This window comes from Pseudomonas migulae NBRC 103157, from assembly GCF_002091715.1.
GTDB classification, from domain to species: domain Bacteria; phylum Pseudomonadota; class Gammaproteobacteria; order Pseudomonadales; family Pseudomonadaceae; genus Aquipseudomonas; species Aquipseudomonas migulae_A.
Window position 1 is genome coordinate 50,422 of the sequence record NZ_BDAG01000018.1, and the last position, 16,964, is coordinate 67,385.

Here is a 16,964-nt window from a genome sequence, read left to right on the forward strand (position 1 = left end):
GATCACACTCCTTTGCCTGCGTATTGCGGCATGGTGATGCACGCGACGTTACCGCCGCCGAGCAGGATTTCCCGGGAATTTTCGATGCCGACGATCTTGTGCTGCGGGAACAGTTCGGCCAGCGTCGCCAGCGCCACCTGATCATTGCGATCGCCAAACAGCGGCACCACGATCGAGGTGTTGCCGGCGTAGTAGTTGATGTACGACGCGCAGATTCTGGTCCCGGCCTGCCGAGTGTGGGTGCTGTCTTGCTGATCCAGGCCTTCGGCTTCTTCCGCGGTCCATTCCAGCACGTCCGGTTGCGGCAGTTTGTGCACGATCAACTCGCGGCCGCGGCTGTCGCGGGTGCTGCGCAGAACGTCGTAGGCTTCCTGATAGATTTCCCATTGCGGGTCATCGCGATTGTCGGTCCATTGCAGCACCACTTCACCGGGACGCACGAAGCACGCGAGGTCGTCGACATGGCCGTCGGTTTCGTCGAACTTGCAACCTCGCGGCAGCCAGATGACTTGCTCGGCGCCGAGGTAGTCCGTCAGCCGACGGGTGACTTCTTCCTTGCCCAGGTGCTGGTTGCGATTGCGGTTGAGCAGGCATTGTTCGGTGGTGAGAATGCTGCCCTGGCCATCGCTCTGGATGCCACCGAGTTCGGCAATCAGCGGTGCGCGGTAGCGGTCGAAGCGTTCGATTTCGAGGATTTTGCCGGCGATCTGGTCGTCCTTGTCCCACGGGTAGTACAAGCCACCGTCAAGGCCGCCGTAGGCGTTGAATTCGAAGTCGACGCCCCGCACTTCGCCGCTGGCATCATTCACCACAAAGCACGGGCCGCTGTCGCGGAACCAGGTGTCGTTGCAGGTCATTTCCACCACGCGCACTTGCGGCGGAAGCTGACGGCGTGCCGTGGCGAATTGGGAGGCTGAGGCACACACGGTGACCGGTTCGCTGTGGGAAATAGCCGTGACGATCTGCACCCAGACTTTCTGCGCAGGCTTGGCGCCGTTACGCCAGACATCGGTGCGCTCCGGCCAGCCGAGCCAGCAACCGGCCTTGGTTTCGAATTCGCCGGGCAAGTGGAAGCCGTCTTGTTTTGGGGTGGAGTCGAGCAAACGTGCCATGGTCAAACCTCATCAGCGGGGATTGGAATGACCACAGGCTAAGGTCGCCGACGCCCTCCTCGCCAACGATGATTATTTCGGAATACTTGAATTCAACTCATCAATCGATCAGCTGATCGTTGAACCATTCGAGCATCTGCGCCACGGCCGGACGCTCCAGGCGTACCCGTTCGCACACGAGCGCGTATTGGCCCAATGCGGTCATGCTTGAGGTAAACGGGCGGACCAGGCGACCGCTGAGCAGATCTTCCTGCGCCGTCAGGTTATCGCCCATCGCTACGCCCTGCCCCTGGGCCGCAGCCTCCAGCGCCAGCCCGGCATGGGCGAAATACAACTGTCGCTCGGGACGTTGATCGCCGGCATGGCTGGTGAGCCACGCCGTCCAGGTCTTGCCGTCCTGATCGTCATGCAGCAGGCAGTGGCGCGCCAGGTCCTTCGGGGTTTTCAAAGTGCCCTGGTTGAACAGGCCGGGGCTGCACACCGGGAAGAATTGCAACGCCGGCAACGGCTTGACGAAGTACGCGCTGCTGTCCACCGGGCCGGTGCCGTAAGTGATCGCCAGGTCGATGTCTTCGCCCGGCGCGGTGGCGTCGATCGGCTGTTCGTAGAGGTGCAAGGTGATGTGCGGGTAGCGCGCATAGAAATCCGTGAGGCGACGCATCAACCACTTTTGCGCCAGCTCGGCCGTCACCGCCAGGCGCAACACCGCCAGCGATGACGGATCGCGCAGTTCATCGCAGGCCTCGCCGATCAGTTCGAAGGCTTGCTGCAGGCTTTGCATCAGGCGCCCGGCGGCCATGGTCGGACGAATTTGCCGGCCTTCGCGGATGAACAGCGACACGCCCAGTTGCTCTTCGAGTTGACGGATCTGATGACTGACGGCGCTGTCGGTGACGCACAACTCGGCGGCGGCCCGGCCGAAATGGGCATGGCGTGCAGCGCATTCGAAGGTCTTGAGGGCGGCCAGTGATGGTAATCGGCGCATGAGTCGGTTCCCGGTTTGAGGTGCTAATGCTGACTGGATGGACGGTGGGCGTCCAGTCAGACCGCTTATCGTTCATCGCGAGCAAGCCCGCTCCCACATTGGATCTGTGTCGTTCACAAATCCAATGTGGGAGCGGGCTTGCTCGCGATGGCGTCGGCACTTACACCGCAAATCTTCTAGGCTGAAACCAACCACTTGACCCCACCGGAGGCCCCCATGCAACTCGAAGGCTCCTGCCATTGCGGCGCCGTGTCGTTCAGTCTGACCAGCGCCCACCCCTATCCTTATCAACGTTGCTACTGCTCGATCTGCCGCAAGACCCAGGGCGGTGGCGGTTACTCGGTCAACATCGCCGGCGATGCCGCCAGCCTCAAGGTACGCGGTCGCAAATCCATCGCGATCTACCACGCGCGGCTCAAGGATGACGGCGACAAACGCGCCCACCGCAGCACGGCAGAGCGGCATTTCTGCTCGGTGTGTGGCTCGGGGTTGTGGCTGTTCAGCCCGGAATGGCCGGAGCTTGTTCACCCGTTCGCCTCAGCCATCGACACGGCGCTACCCGTGCCGCCCGAGTACACGCACGTGATGCTCGGATCGAAAGCGCCGTGGGTGGAGGTTCCCGCGCATCACGGTGATCGGCATTGCGAGATCTGGCCCGAAGAATCCATCGCGCAGTGGCATGAGCGTCTGCGTCTGGTGCGCTGAATCAAGAAAAAACACGGACCTCGAATTTTTTACACACGGCAGTTCCCTTTTGCGTTTTTCGTTCGGTTAACCCTCAGAAGCCTTTCACTTACCGAACGATTCGATACAAAGGGATCTCCATGTCGCACCCACTTGCCGCACGTTTTCGTTTCGCCCTGTGCCCCTTGGCACTGGCCCTGCCAGCCGCGCTGCTGAGCCTTTCCTACACGGCCCACGCCGCCGAAACGGTTGAAAGCAAACCGGCTTCCAAAGACGACGGCGCGCTGCAACTGGGTACGACGAGTATTTCTGCCGTAGGCTTGGGCGAGACCACCGAGGACACTCATTCCTACACCACGGGCTCGACGTCCTCGGCCACCGGCCTGGCGTTGTCGCCACGTGAAACGCCGCAATCGGTCACCGTGGTCACCCGTCAGCAAATGGACGATCGCGGTGTGCAGAGCGTCAGCGACGCGTTGCGCAATGCCCCCGGCGTCTCGACGCAAAAGTACGACAGTGACCGTACCGAGTTTTCCGCCCGTGGTTTTGCCATCACCAACTTCCAGTACGACGGGGTCAACCAGCCGTATGACGGCGTCTACGGTGAGAACCCGAACAACAGCGATGACGCGGCGAGCCTCGACCGCATCGAAATCGTCAAGGGTTCGACCGGCCTGATGACGGGTTCGGGTGATCCGTCCGCCACCGTCAACCTGATTCGCAAGAAGCCGACCAAGGAATTCAAGGCCTCGCTCAGCGGCACGGTCGGTTCGTGGGACAGCTACCGCACCACCGGCGATGTTTCCGGGCCGTTGAACGATACCGGCAGCGTACGCGGCCGCTTCGTCGGTTCGTACCAGGACAAGAATTCCTACATCGATCACTACAGCCAGAAGAAAGACCTGTTTTACGGCATCCTCGAAGCCGACCTGACGGACGACACCTTACTGACCTTCGGCATCGACAAATCCAGCGCCACCCCGCGCGGCACCTCCTGGACCGGCAACACGGTGTACTTCGCCGACGGCGGCCGCACCGATTTCTCGCGCAGCTTCAACCCGGGCGCCGACTGGAGCCGTCGCGATTTCGACACGGTCACCTACTTCACCTCGCTGGAACAGACGCTGGCCAATGACTGGAAACTCAAGGTCAATCTCAACCAGAAAACCACCGATCACGATACGCGCCTGGCCTCGGCCAGCGGCGGCGCACCGGACCGCGCCACCGGTGAAGGCATGTTCCTTTACTGGGGTCGCTGGGAAGGTCATCGCGTGCAGAACACGGCGGACGTGAACGTCTCCGGGCCGTTCACCCTGGGCGGTCGCGAGCACGAACTGGTGGCCGGCTTCATGACCTCCCATGCCCGCCAGACCGGCGCGACGTTCGACAGCGTTATCCCCGGCGCCGGAGGTGTGCCGGGCAGCATCTATGACTGGAAAGGCGATCTGCCGGAGCAGGATTTCCCGAAAAACGGCAAGTACGAGCGCACTACCAGCCAGAACGGCGCTTACCTGGCCACGCGCCTGCGCCCGACCGATGACCTGTCGATCATCCTCGGCAGCCGCGTGAGCACCTTCAAGTACAACGAGGATTACAGCTACTACCCGGGCGCCGGCCAGACCGACACCCAAACCAGCTACAAGGAACACGGCGTCGTCACCCCTTACGCCGGTGTGATCTATGACCTGGATGACACGTATTCGGTCTACGCCAGCTACACCAACATTTACCAGCCGCAGACCTACAAGGACGCCGCCGGTTCGACCCTGAAGCCGGTTGAAGGCAACAGCTACGAGACCGGGCTGAAAGCGGCGTACCTCGAAGGCAAACTGAACGCCAGCCTGGCCTTCTTCCGTATCGAGCAGGAAAACATCGCCCAATACGTCACCACCGACAGCACTGGGCAGGACGTGTACGAAGCCATCCCCGGGGCCATCACCAGAGGCGTAGAGCTGGAACTGGCGGGCGAACTGTCCGATGGCTGGAACCTGTCGGCCGGCTACACCTATGCTCGTACCCGCGACAAGGATGAGCAACGGATCTACGGCTTCCCGCTGGCCACCACCAAACCTGAACACGTCGTGCGCACGTTCACCACCTACCGTTTGCCTGGCGCACTGGACAAGGTCACCGTCGGTGGCGGCGTGAGCTGGCAGAGCGCTTTCTACGGTCAGAGCTTCAGCCCTACCGAGGGCAGCACTTCGCTCAAACAGGGCGGCTACACCCTCGTGGACCTGATGACCCGTTATCAGTACAACGAGCACCTGAGCTTCACCGCCAACGCCAACAACGTTTTCGACAAGAAGTACCTGACGGGCCTGGGCAACTTCGGTACCACGTTCTACGGCGAGCCACGCAACCTGATGCTGACCACCCGTTGGGATTTCTAAGCTGAACAGCATCGGCTGAATCAGCTGGCGAAACTTGACCCTGTAGGAGCCGAGCTTGCTCGCGATAGCGGTCTGTCAGCTACATGCATGTCGAACGTAGCGCCGTCATCGCGAACAAGCTCGACTCCTGCAGGGCACTGGGGATTAGGGGCTCAGCTCTATTCACAGTCTTTGACAGTTTCCCGACAAAGCTGTCAAAGATTGCCGGCCGGCACCCGCCTAGCATGGGCGCATCCAATCTCCCTCGGGTGCTTCCATGTATCGTTCGCTGTGTCTGTCGCTGACTTCATTCTGCCTGCTCCTCCCCTCCACCTCCTTGCATGCCGAAGACTGGCGCTACAGCCTGCGGGCCGGAGCCGCCAGTGCGCCGCGTTACAGCGGCAGCGATGAACGCGTGGTGGCGCCGCTGCTGGGCGGGGAAATCGTCAGCCCTTATGGCTTCTTTCTGGACACTGGAAAGGGTCTGGGCTGGGCGTTTGACGAGGATGACTTCGGCCTCAGCGTGTACGTCGGCGCCAGTGATGTGCGCAAGGATCGCAAGACCGGATTCAAAGGTTCCGATGAGCTGGACGGCATGGGCTCGATCAAGTCACGCCCGGTACTGGGGCTCGACGGCACGTATCGCATGGGCCCGATCATTTTCGGCGCGAGTTTTGAACATGCGCTGGAAAAAGACGATGACGACCACGACACGGGCTCCGCCTGGAATCGCTTGAAACTGAGCATCAGCGCACCGTTTTACGAGGGTGACCATGGCAAGGTCGTGGGCAGCCTCAACAGTCAGTTTGGCGACGGCGATTACATGCGCACCTGGTATGGCGTCAGCACGGCTCAGGCGTCGCGCAGTCAGTTCCGGGCGTATGACGCTCATGGCGGGCTGGTGAGTCGTGGAGCGGATCTGACCTGGTCGTTGCCGATCAATGATCAATGGAGCGTGTCGACGGTGTTGGCCGTGCAGTATCTGGCCAAGGAGGCGGCGGACAGCCCGATTGTCGAGCGGCGGATGCAGAGTTCGTTGGCTGGGCAGGTGATTTACAGCTTTTGAGTTGAGGTGATGCGGACGGCCTCTTCGCGGGCAAGCCCGCTCCCACATTGGATCTATGCCGTTCACCAATCCAATGTGGGAGCGGGCTTGCTCGCGATGGGGCCCGCAAGAGCAACACCATTAATCCAGATGCGCCCACGTCATACGAAACGACGCCCCACCCCACGGCGAATCCGCCACTTCCACTTGCCCGCCATGGGACTGCGACACCCGCCTGACCAGCGCCAACCCCAAACCAAACCCACCCGTGCGGCGATCACGGCTGGCGTCCAGACGCGAAAACGGCTCAAAAATCATCTCCCGACCGGCCACCGGCACACCCGGCCCATCGTCATTGACCTGCACTTCGTAATGATCGCCGGTGCGCACCAGCGACACTTCCACCCGCGCCTCGGCATAGCGAATGGCATTGCGCAGCAGGTTGATCACCGCCCGCGCCATGAAGCGCGGTTCGATACGCACCTCATCCACCCGGCATTCGACAATCAGCAGCTGGACCCCGGCCGCCTCGGCCTCCAGCGCGACACTGCCGACCACGCTGTCGAGCCAGCTGTTAGCCTGGATATTCTCCCGGGTGATCACCGTCGCACCGCGCTCGAGACTGGCGTAGGTCAGCAGCTCCGACACCATCTCTTCCAGCTCGCCGAGGTCGGCGTACATGTCGGCAATCAGCTCGCGGTTCTGGGTCGGATCAGGCTGCTGCTTGAGCTGGTCGAGCTCGAACGACAACCGCGCAATGGGCGTACGCAATTCATGGGACACCGCGTTGGTCAGCTCACGCTGATTGGCGATCAGGCCTTCGATACGCGCAGCCATCAGGTTGAAGTGTTCAGACAGGTCGCGGATGTTCGAGCGTTTCGACAATCGGATGCGTGACGACAAATCGTTATCGCCAAAACGCTCGGCCGCCAGGCGCAGTTTTTCCAGATCGCGCCAGTGTGGACGTACCCAGAAAATCAACACCAGCCCGATCATCACCGCAATCATCAGATAGGCCGCGGCAATGTAGAACGGCATCAGACTCGGCTCGGCCGGCAACTTGATGCTGAGCAGCTGCGAACCGTCGTCAATGCGCGAGATGAACTGCGTGTACTTGTCGCGCAGCACCAGCTGGCCTTGGGCCAACTCGGCTTTTTCCTGATCGGTCAGGGCCAGTTGATCGGTCTCGACCAGGCTCAGGCCCAGGCCGTAATGGGGGCGCACGGCTTCCAGTTGGCGTTCACGGGCCGCACTGTCCAGGCCGCGCAATTGCTCCACCAGCGACCAGGCCTGGCCACGTACCGCCTCGCGGTTGTAGCTCTGCATCTGACCGTCGAGCAGCGCATCGAACGTGCGCTCGACGGTTTGCAGCCCCAGGATCAGGCCAACCGTCATCACCAGAAACAGCCCGAGAAATAACCGCAGCATCTACAGCTCCCACGCAAACGGATTGAACAGGTAACCCTTGCCCCAGATGGTCTTGATGCACACCGGTTCGCGCGGGTTGTCCTTGAGCTTGCCGCGCAACTTGCTGATGTAGACGTCGACGCTGCGGTTGAGCCCATCGAAAGCGATGCCGCGCATGCGGTTGAGAATGTCATCGCGGGACAGGATCTTGCCCGCGGCGCTGGCCAGCAACCACAGCAGCTCGAACTCCATGGTGGTCAACTCGATGCCCTCGCCCGCCAACCGCACTTCACGGCAACTGCGGTCGATACTCAGATGGCCGAACTCCAGCGCGCTGCACACGCTGCTGTCCGGCGTTTGCCGACGTTGCAACGCACGCAGGCGGGCCAGCAACACCGGTGGCTTGATCGGCTTGATCACGTAGTCGTCGGCGCCGGATTCCAGGCCGAGGATGTGGTCGAGGTCATCTTCCTTGGCGGTGAGGATGACGATCGGCGTGTCGGACACGCTGCGAATTTCGCGGCACACGTGCAGGCCGCTCTGGCCCGGCAGCATCAGGTCGAGAACAACGATTTTCGGTTTGAAGTCGAGAAAAGCTGCCAACGCGAGGTCGCCGCGGTGCACCTGCAAAACCTCAAAGCCATGTTGAGACAGGAAATGCGCTATCAGCCCGGAGAGCCGCTCGTCGTCTTCCACCAGCAATACTTTGCCAAAACCCAGGTTATCCATAACGAACGCTTGCCAACCCTTGAGTGAAGTGGGCGGCATTATGGCGCCAATCAGTGACGGGGCGGAGATGACGGACAGCAAAAACCGGCCTCTTGGGCCGGTTTTCAGTAATCTTTCATACTCTTAAGAGTTTTTAACAATATTGAATCAAGACGCGACATTTGTAGGAGCCGGCTTGCTGGCGATGGCGTCTCTGAGATCGCTATCGCCAGCAAGCCGGCTCCTACAGGTTATGCGGCAACTGGGACGCCGCTGTGGAAGCGAAACTCCACGTCTGGCGACTCGATCAGCTCCTGCTCGGCGGCCCGGACCTTGTCGATCACCTGGGCAATATCCTTGGCATCACCATACTGGTAAGCCAGTTTCAGATAACCCTGAAAATGCCGGGCCTCGCTTTTCAGCAAGCCAAAGTAGAACTTGCCCAGCTCTTCGTCCAGGTGCGGCACCAACGCCTCGAAACGCTCGCAGCTGCGGGCTTCGATGAACGCACCGACCACCAGGGTATCCACCAGTTTCACCGGCTCGTGGCTGCGCACCACTTTGCGCAGGCCCGAGGCGTAACGCCCGGCAGACAGCTGACGCAACTCGATCTTGCGCTTTTTCATCAGGCGCATGACCTGTTCGTGGTGCACCAGCTCTTCCCGGGCCAGACGCGACATCAGGTTGATCAGGTCGACGTGAGAGTGGTATTTGGCGATCAGGCTCAATGCCGTGCTGGCCGCCTTGAATTCGCAGTTCTTGTGGTCGATCAGCAAGGTTTCCTGATCGGCCAGCGCGGCCTGGACCCAGCCGTCCGGGGTGCGGCAACCGAGGAACTCGTGAATTTCGGGAAGGATCATGGGGCTCACGGACAAAAGGTTCAAAACGAAGGGCGCCGATTATACCGGCCCGCCGCCAGACCACCAGCCACGACCGTTGATATGCATCAAGTCCCGAATGCGCAACCAGCAACTATAGTTGTGCAACGCCATGCTTTTTTACCCTATGGAGGTCCCGATCATGCAAGCCATTCGCAGCATTCTGGTGGTCATCGAACCCGAACACTCGGAAAGCCTGGCGCTCAAACGGGCCAAATTGATTGCCGGCGTGACCCAGGCGCATCTGCATCTGCTGGTCTGTGACCGCAAGCATGACCACAGCGGCATGCTGGGCGTGCTCAAGGCGGCGCTGATTGAGGACGGCTACAGCGTCACGACCGAGCAGGCGTGGAACGAAAGCCTGCACGAAACCATCGTCGATGTGCAGCAGGCCGAAGGTTGCGGGCTGGTGATCAAGCAGCATTACCCTGACAGTTCATTGAAAAAAGCCCTGCTGACCCCGGCGGACTGGAAACTGCTGCGCTTATGCCCGACGCCGGTACTGCTGGTCAAAACGTCGAAGCCCTGGACGGGCGGCGTGATTCTGGCAGCGATCGACGTGGGTAATACCGACGACGAACACCGCCACCTGCACAACACCATCATCGATCACGGCTATGACATCTCCAGTCTGGCCAAGGCGCATCTGCATGTCGTCAGCGCCCATCCGTCACCGATGCTGTCGGCGGCCGACCCGACGTTGCAGCTCAGTGAAACGATCGAGGCGCGCTACCGCGAACAGTGCAAGGCCTTTCAGGCCGAGTTCGACATTGATGACGAGCACCTGCATATCGCGGAAGGTCCGGCGGATGTGTTGATTCCGTACATGGTGCACAAGCTGGGTGCAGCAGTGACGGTGATTGGCACGGTGGCGCGGTCCGGGTTGTCCGGGGCGTTGATCGGCAATACGGCGGAAGTGGTGCTGGATGCGGTGGAGAGTGATGTGCTGGTGTTGAAGCCGCAGGAGATTGAGGATCACCTGGAAGAGATGGTGTCTCATCATTGAGAATTGCGGTGAGGGGTAGATCCCATCGCCAGCAAGCCGGCTACTGCAGGTAACCGCGTCACCCTGTAGGAGCCGGCTTGCTGGCGCTGCTTTTCAGATTCAACCGCCAAAGGCATCCTTGAGGAATCCCGGCGCAATGTAGCGCTGGTAATGCGCCTCCGAGAGCAAAAAGAACTCCCGATCAATCGCATCCCGCAGCTCCGGCAGGTTCCAGTCGCGAAACTCCGGCAGCAGGACCATCCCGTAGGCGTCCAGATTATTGATCACCCGCGCGCCCCGGGCGATCAGCTGATAAGCCCAGCAATATTCCGACTGATGCGGCACGAAGCGGATCTTTCGCTGTTCCAGCTGCATTCTCAGCAGCGCCGGATCAAAAATTTCCACCTTGCCGGCCATCACCTGGGACAACAGCTGCTCGAGACGCAGCCACACCGCGCGTTTTTCTTCCTCGTTGTAACCGTTCCAATGGATCACTTCATGGTGGAAACGCTTGCAGCCACGGCAGACCAAGTCACCGTAAACAGTGGAGCAAAGGCCGACGCAGGGGGTCTTGATGGTCTGATTGGGCATAGGTCAGGAAAACACGGGAAAGCAGAACAGGCCGGCATGTTAGCCCTTTGTCTAACATTCATCACCCCTCAAAATTGAGAGCCCAACTTACCTTTAAATTTTTTTTGCCGTAGAATCAGCCAGCCTTTTAAGGCGCCAATGTCCGTTAGAAGCTGTTTTCAAAGCGTCACGAGCACAGTCGTTCCTTCAGAGCGGTGTTGGCGAAGGGTTTTTCCAGCGGGGAAAAGCTCTACGCCAACCCTCATCAGCTCCCCGTTCTGCAGGCGTAAAACTTTGAAAGCAGCTTCTGTAAGGAATTGTCGGTAATTCTGGCTAAGTGGCGCACAACGCCACGCAGCGCATGAGTACGGCAATTTCGGGATGAGCGTCCCGGACACCCATTTGGGACCACTGATGAGGGTAATAACTGTGCTTGAAGCCTACCGCAAACATATCGAAGAGCGTGCAGCACTGGGTATCGTTCCCCAGCCGCTTAACGCCGAACAAACTGCAGGCCTGGTCGAGCTGCTGAAGAATCCCCCGGCTGGCGAAGAAGCTTTCCTCGTTGACCTGATCACCAATCGCATTCCGCCTGGCGTGGACGAAGCAGCCTATGTAAAGGCCGGTTTCCTGTCTGCCCTGGCCAAAGGCGAAGCTACCTCCCCTCTGATCGACAAGAAACGCGCTGTTGAACTGCTCGGCACCATGCAGGGCGGCTACAACATCGTGACCCTGGTTGACCTGCTCGACAACGCCGAACTGGCTCCTGTCGCCGCGGCTCAACTCAAGCACACCCTGCTGATGTTCGACGCGTTCCACGACGTCGCGGAAAAAGCCCGCAACGGCAACGTACACGCCAAAGGCGTGATCCAGTCCTGGGCTGACGGCGAGTGGTTCCGCAACCGCCCTGTCCTGGCCGACAAGATCAGCCTGCGCGTGTTCAAGGTCACCGGCGAAACCAACACCGACGACCTGTCCCCTGCCCCGGACGCCTGGTCCCGCCCGGATATCCCGCTGCACGCCCTCGCCATGCTGAAAATGGCCCGTGACGGCATCGTGCCTGACGTCCAGGGCGTTACCGGCCCGATGAAGCAGATCGAAGAAATGCGCGGTCAAGGCTTCCCGATCGCCTACGTCGGTGACGTGGTCGGTACCGGTTCTTCGCGCAAGTCCGCCACCAACTCGGTGCTGTGGTTCTTTGGCGACGACGTTCCTTACGTGCCGAACAAGCGTGCTGGCGGCTTCTGCTTCGGCAGCAAGATTGCTCCGATCTTCTACAACACCATGGAAGATGCCGGCGCACTGCCGATCGAATTCGACGTCACCAACATGAACATGGGCGACGTGATCGACCTGTACCCGCATGCTGGCAAAGTCTGCAAACACGGCACTGACGAAGTCCTGACCACCTTCGAAATGAAGACTCCGGTGCTGTTGGACGAAGTTCGTGCCGGCGGCCGTATTCCGCTGATCATCGGCCGTGGCCTGACCGACAAGGCTCGCGCCGAATTGGGCCTGGGCCCTACCGATCTGTTCAAACTGCCTGAAGCACCTGTCGATACCGGCAAGGGCTACACCCTGGCACAGAAAATGGTCGGCAAGGCGTGCGGTCTGCCAGAAGGCAAAGGCGTTCGTCCTGGCACCTACTGCGAACCGAAAATGACCACCGTCGGCTCTCAGGACACCACCGGTCCTATGACCCGTGACGAACTGAAAGACCTGGCGTGCCTGGGCTTCTCGACCGATCTGGTAATGCAGTCCTTCTGCCACACCGCGGCCTATCCAAAGCCGATCGACGTGACCACCCACCACACCCTGCCAGACTTCATCATGACCCGCGGCGGCGTTTCCCTGCGTCCGGGCGACGGCATCATCCACAGCTGGCTGAACCGCATGCTGCTGCCGGACACCGTCGGCACCGGTGGTGACTCGCACACCCGTTTCCCGATGGGCATTTCGTTCCCGGCCGGTTCCGGTCTGGTTGCGTTTGCTGCAGCCACCGGCGTTATGCCGCTGGACATGCCGGAATCGATACTGGTGCGCTTCAAAGGCAAGATGCAACCGGGCGTCACCCTGCGTGACCTGGTTCATGCCATTCCCTACTTCGCGATTCAGGCTGGCCTGTTGACCGTTGAGAAGAAAGGCAAGAAGAACGCTTTCTCCGGCCGCATCCTGGAAATCGAAGGCCTGGACGACCTGAGCATCGAGCAGGCTTTCGAGCTGTCCGACGCCTCGGCTGAACGTTCGGCTGCCGGTTGCACCATCAAGCTGTCGAAAGAGTCGATCACCGAGTACCTGAACTCCAACATCACCCTGCTGCGCTGGATGATCGGCGAAGGCTACGGCGATGCGCGTACCCTGGAACGTCGTGCTCAAGCGATGGAAGCCTGGGTTGCCAACCCTGAGCTGATGGTTGCCGATGCTGACGCCGAATACGCTGAAGTCATCGAAATCGACCTGGCCGACATCAAAGAGCCTGTGCTCTGCGCGCCGAACGACCCGGACGACGCCCGTCTGTTGTCCAGCGTTGCTGGCGAGAAGATCGACGAAGTGTTCATCGGTTCGTGCATGACCAACATCGGTCACTTCCGCGCTGCCGGCAAGTTGCTGGATCAGGTCAAAGGTCAGCTTCCAACCCGTCTGTGGCTGTCGCCGCCGACCAAGATGGACGCTCACCAGTTGACCGAAGAAGGCTACTACGGCATCTACGGCAAGGCCGGCGCACGCATGGAAATGCCAGGCTGCTCGCTGTGCATGGGTAACCAGGCACGTGTTGAGCCGAACTCCACTGTGGTGTCGACGTCGACCCGTAACTTCCCGAACCGTCTGGGTGATGGCGCGAACGTTTACCTGGCTTCGGCTGAGTTGGCGTCTGTTGCTTCCATCCTGGGTCGCCTGCCGACCGTCGAGGAGTACATGGAATACGCTGGCAAGATCGACAGCATGGCGGCTGATGTTTACCGCTACCTGTCCTTCGACCAGATTGCCGAGTTCCGTGAGGCTGCTGCGAACGCCAATATCCCGGTTGTTCAAGCCTAAGGCTTTCTCGTTGTAGAAGACGCCGCGTGTCGTGAGATGCGCGGCGTTTTTTATGTTTGGTTTTTTGTGTAAGCGTACGCATCCCCTGTGGCGGCGACGGAAGCAGGTCGGTTTTCAGGCCGCCTCGCTTTGGCTTTTGTTTTTGATCTTGATCTTGATCTTGATCTGCCCGGCGGAAGGCCGTACGTCAGGGGCGCAGGCGCTTGGTTACCTGGCGCTTTTCCAAGTAACCCGCCGTCAGGGCGGAACCCATAGCGGCCGTTACCGCAGGAATGGATATGTACCCCCTCAAAAAACAAGTCGCCTGACGCTCAGCCATCGCTAGCAAGCCAGCTCCTACAAGGGTTCCGGGTACATCTGCAATAACCGACACTCGCCCCAAAAAAAACGGCCAACCCGCAGCGCGGATCAGCCGTCATTCATTCCAGCAAATCAAATCAAACGAGCGGCACCGATCAGGCACTCAGCGAATAAATCAACGCCGAAATAGCCACCAAACCCACGGCCGTCACAAACACATTCGACGCCTGACCCCGAAAGCGCGCCATCGCTGGCACCTTACGAATCGCATACATCGGCATCAGGAACAGAATCGCCGCGATGATCGGCCCACCCAAGGTTTCAATCATCCCCAGAATGCTCGGATTCAACGTCGCCACGATCCAGCACACCACCAGCATAAACGCCGCGGTCATGCGATCCAGAGTCTTGGACGCCGGACGCTTGCCACTCTTCACGATCAGGCCTTTAAGCCCCTCACTGGCACCGATGTAATGCCCGAGGAACGACTTGGAAATCGCCACAAACGCAATCAACGGCGCCGCAAACGCAATGGTCGGATTGCTGAAGTGGTTAGCCAGGTACGACAGGATCGACAGATTCTGCGCCTTCGCTTCCGCCAGTTGCGCCGGCGACAGGGTCAGCACGCAGCTGAACACGAAGAACAGCACCATCACCACCATCAACACATGCGCGCGGGACAGGATCTGCGAACTGCGCTCCTCGGCATGGTCACCGTAGCGACGCTTCTGGTCCACCGCGAACGCCGAGATGATCGGCGAATGGTTGAACGAGAACACCATCACCGGAATCGCCAGCCACAAAGTGTGCAACAGCGCCGACGGCTCAGGCACCGTCGATGCCGTGGTCAGGATGCCGCCATTCCAGTGCGGAACCAGGAACACCGCCAGGAACAGCAACGCCACGATAAACGGATACACCATCAGGCTCATGGCCTTGACGATCACCTGCTCACCGCAACGCACCACGGCCAGCAGGCCGAGGATCAGCACAAACGACAACACCGCGCGCGGTGGCGGCATGATGTGCAGTTGATGCTCAAGGAAACTGCCGACGGTGTTGGTCAGCGCCACGCTGTAGATCAGCAGGATCGGAAAGATCGCAAAGAAGTACAGCAAGGTGATCAGCGCACCGGCCTTGATGCCGAAGTGCTCTTCCACCACTTCGGTGATGTCCGCGCCTTCGCGCCCGGACAATACGAAACGGGTCAGGCCACGGTGTGCGTAAAACGTCATGGGGAACGCCAGCACCGCCAGGATCAGCAACGGCCAGAAGCCGCCCAGACCCGCGTTGATCGGCAAAAACAACGTGCCGGCCCCGATGGCCGTGCCAAACAGGCCGAGCATCCAGGTGGTGTCATGGCGGTTCCAGCCTTCAAGGCTGACAGGTTTCGCCGCTACATAGCGTTCGTTGACGCTATTGGCCTGATCATTCATCCGGTGGGATCTCCGCATTCCGGTCAGTTGCTACCCGGTCAGGACGAGTCGGAAAAATCCGACAGGCAGCGCCCTGGCCGAAACAGGGGCGCGATTGTCCGGGATTAATGAGCAGAAGCAAAGACTTAGGTGAGGAATGGTTGTGCGGATCAGTCAATCTGGAGCGAACACAACCTTGTAGGAGCTGGCTTGCTAGCGACGGGGTCGGAAGGACACCGCAGTATCCAAAATCTTTCGCCAGCAAGCCGGCTCCTACAATTTCGAGTGAGCCTCAATCCCGCACAAGCGTTTCATCGCCAAATGCAGACTCGACTTGATAAAGGTTTCCCGTCATGTATTTTGAACTAATCTTCATTCTGCATGAGGGAAATGCCATGCCACTGGTTCGCATCGATATCAAAAAGCATCAGGACCCCACTCACGCCAAACGCGTCGGTCAGCTGGTTTACGCCGCCATGCACAGCGCCATCGGCGTACCGGAAAACGATAATTTCCAGATCCTCGCCGAACACGACGAGCAGCACTTCATCTTTGATCCGCAATATTTGGGGATCCCTCGCACCGATCAACTGGTGGTGATCCAGATCACCCTGAGCGAAGGCCGAACCGTCGAGCAGAAGAAGCTGCTCTACAAAACCATCGCCGAGAGCCTGAACGCTGAACTGGCGGTGCGACTGGAGGATGTATTCATTAATCTGGTCGAAGTGAAAAAAGAAAACTGGTCGTTCGGCAACGGAATTGCTCAGTACGCCCTCTGATCGCCATCCTCTATCTTTGTGAGCCGCCAATGCCCCGTGTTTCCCGCAAGCAAGCCGAACTCAACCGCGAGATCATCGTCGAGGCGGCCACGCGGCTGTTTCGCGAACGGGGTCTGCACGGTATTAGTGTGATTGATGTCATGGGCGCGGCGGGCCTGACCCATGGCGGCTTCTATGGGCATTTCGAGTCCAGGGAAGCCCTGGCTCAGGAGGCCAGCGGCCGCGCATTCCAGCAATCGGCAGACCGCTGGAAAGACTGGATTGCCGCCAACGAAGACAAGAACGCCGCCCGTCGGGCCTTGATCGGCCCCTACCTGTCGGCCACCAGCCGCGACAATCCGGGCGATAGCTGCCCGGTGGTGGCGTTTGCCGGTGACATATGCCACGAAGCCGCCGACAGCAGCCTGCGCCAAACCTTCATGGAAGGCCTCGGGTCATTGCTCGACACGTTCACGCCCCTGATGGATACCGGCGACGACGCCCGCGATCGTCAACAGGCGCTGGTGCAATATTCCCTCATGGTCGGCGCACTGACGCTCGCCCGGGCCACCCGGGGCGATGCCTTGTCCGATGAAATTCTGGAGGCCGCGCGCACCTTTCTGACAGCGCGCTAACCTGGCGCTCCTGTTCCGCTATGATCATCTGGCAGTGCTGCGATCTTTAATCGTTGCCCATGCGTTTTGAAGCC

Annotated in this window: 14 protein-coding genes; 7 read left to right on the plus strand and 7 right to left on the minus strand. The window is 59.9% G+C overall.

The window, feature by feature from the left end; translation table 11 throughout:
• Positions 1-2: 2 nt before the first annotated feature.
• Positions 3-1,112, minus strand: a complete 1,110-nt coding sequence (gene aguA / locus PMI01S_RS15480; protein ID WP_084320857.1) for an agmatine deiminase — start codon at positions 1,110-1,112, stop codon at positions 3-5.
• A gap of 100 nt (positions 1,113-1,212) precedes the next feature.
• The gene (locus tag PMI01S_RS15485; protein ID WP_084320858.1) at positions 1,213-2,097 is read right to left on the minus strand and encodes a LysR substrate-binding domain-containing protein; all 885 of its coding nucleotides are present in this window, start codon (positions 2,095-2,097) and stop codon (positions 1,213-1,215) included.
• A gap of 216 nt (positions 2,098-2,313) precedes the next feature.
• On the opposite strand from PMI01S_RS15485, the gene PMI01S_RS15490 reads away from it, so the two are divergent.
• The 3 genes from PMI01S_RS15490 (at position 2,314) to PMI01S_RS15500 (ending at position 6,216) form a co-directional block, all read left to right on the plus strand.
• Positions 2,314-2,802, plus strand: a complete 489-nt coding sequence (locus PMI01S_RS15490) for a GFA family protein (RefSeq protein ID WP_084320859.1) — start codon at positions 2,314-2,316, stop codon at positions 2,800-2,802.
• A gap of 119 nt (positions 2,803-2,921) precedes the next feature.
• On the plus strand, positions 2,922-5,171 hold the full coding sequence (locus PMI01S_RS15495) for a TonB-dependent siderophore receptor (RefSeq protein ID WP_084320860.1): 2,250 nt from the start codon (positions 2,922-2,924) through the stop codon (positions 5,169-5,171).
• Positions 5,172-5,427: 256 nt separating this feature from the next.
• Positions 5,428-6,216, plus strand: coding sequence for a MipA/OmpV family protein (locus PMI01S_RS15500; RefSeq protein WP_084320861.1), 789 nt, complete (start codon positions 5,428-5,430; stop codon positions 6,214-6,216).
• Between the two features lie 120 nt (positions 6,217-6,336).
• On the opposite strand, the gene PMI01S_RS15505 is transcribed toward PMI01S_RS15500, so the two are convergent.
• The 3 genes from PMI01S_RS15505 to PMI01S_RS15515 form a co-directional block, all read right to left on the minus strand.
• The gene (locus tag PMI01S_RS15505) at positions 6,337-7,623 is read right to left on the minus strand and encodes an ATP-binding protein (protein ID WP_084320862.1); all 1,287 of its coding nucleotides are present in this window, start codon (positions 7,621-7,623) and stop codon (positions 6,337-6,339) included.
• Positions 7,624-8,331, minus strand: coding sequence for a winged helix-turn-helix domain-containing protein (locus tag PMI01S_RS15510; protein WP_084320863.1), 708 nt, complete (start codon positions 8,329-8,331; stop codon positions 7,624-7,626).
• A gap of 230 nt (positions 8,332-8,561) precedes the next feature.
• Entirely contained in the window at positions 8,562-9,170 is a 609-nt protein-coding gene (locus tag PMI01S_RS15515) for a MiaE family protein (RefSeq protein ID WP_007944531.1), read from the minus strand.
• Between the two features lie 160 nt (positions 9,171-9,330).
• On the opposite strand from PMI01S_RS15515, the gene uspL reads away from it, so the two are divergent.
• A complete protein-coding gene (gene uspL, locus PMI01S_RS15520) occupies positions 9,331-10,194 on the plus strand; it encodes a universal stress protein UspL (RefSeq protein WP_084320864.1) in 864 nt (287 codons plus the stop codon).
• Between the two features lie 99 nt (positions 10,195-10,293).
• Here the strand turns inward: uspL and PMI01S_RS15525 are convergent, their stop codons facing one another.
• The gene (locus PMI01S_RS15525; RefSeq protein WP_084320865.1) at positions 10,294-10,764 is read right to left on the minus strand and encodes a DUF1289 domain-containing protein; all 471 of its coding nucleotides are present in this window, start codon (positions 10,762-10,764) and stop codon (positions 10,294-10,296) included.
• A gap of 408 nt (positions 10,765-11,172) precedes the next feature.
• Here PMI01S_RS15525 and acnB point away from each other — a divergent pair, with 408 nt between their 5' ends.
• On the plus strand, positions 11,173-13,782 hold the full coding sequence (gene acnB / locus PMI01S_RS15530) for a bifunctional aconitate hydratase 2/2-methylisocitrate dehydratase (protein WP_084320866.1): 2,610 nt from the start codon (positions 11,173-11,175) through the stop codon (positions 13,780-13,782).
• A gap of 455 nt (positions 13,783-14,237) precedes the next feature.
• Here the strand turns inward: acnB and PMI01S_RS15535 are convergent, their stop codons facing one another.
• On the minus strand, positions 14,238-15,518 hold the full coding sequence (locus PMI01S_RS15535) for an HAAAP family serine/threonine permease (protein WP_084320867.1): 1,281 nt from the start codon (positions 15,516-15,518) through the stop codon (positions 14,238-14,240).
• A 374-nt stretch (positions 15,519-15,892) separates the two neighbouring features.
• Here PMI01S_RS15535 and PMI01S_RS15540 point away from each other — a divergent pair, with 374 nt between their 5' ends.
• Positions 15,893-16,276 (plus strand): tautomerase family protein, encoded by a 384-nt coding sequence (locus tag PMI01S_RS15540; RefSeq protein WP_084320868.1) that lies wholly within the window; start codon positions 15,893-15,895, stop codon positions 16,274-16,276.
• A gap of 29 nt (positions 16,277-16,305) precedes the next feature.
• Entirely contained in the window at positions 16,306-16,890 is a 585-nt protein-coding gene (locus PMI01S_RS15545) for a TetR/AcrR family transcriptional regulator (RefSeq protein WP_084320869.1), read from the plus strand.
• Positions 16,891-16,964: the final 74 nt, after the last annotated feature.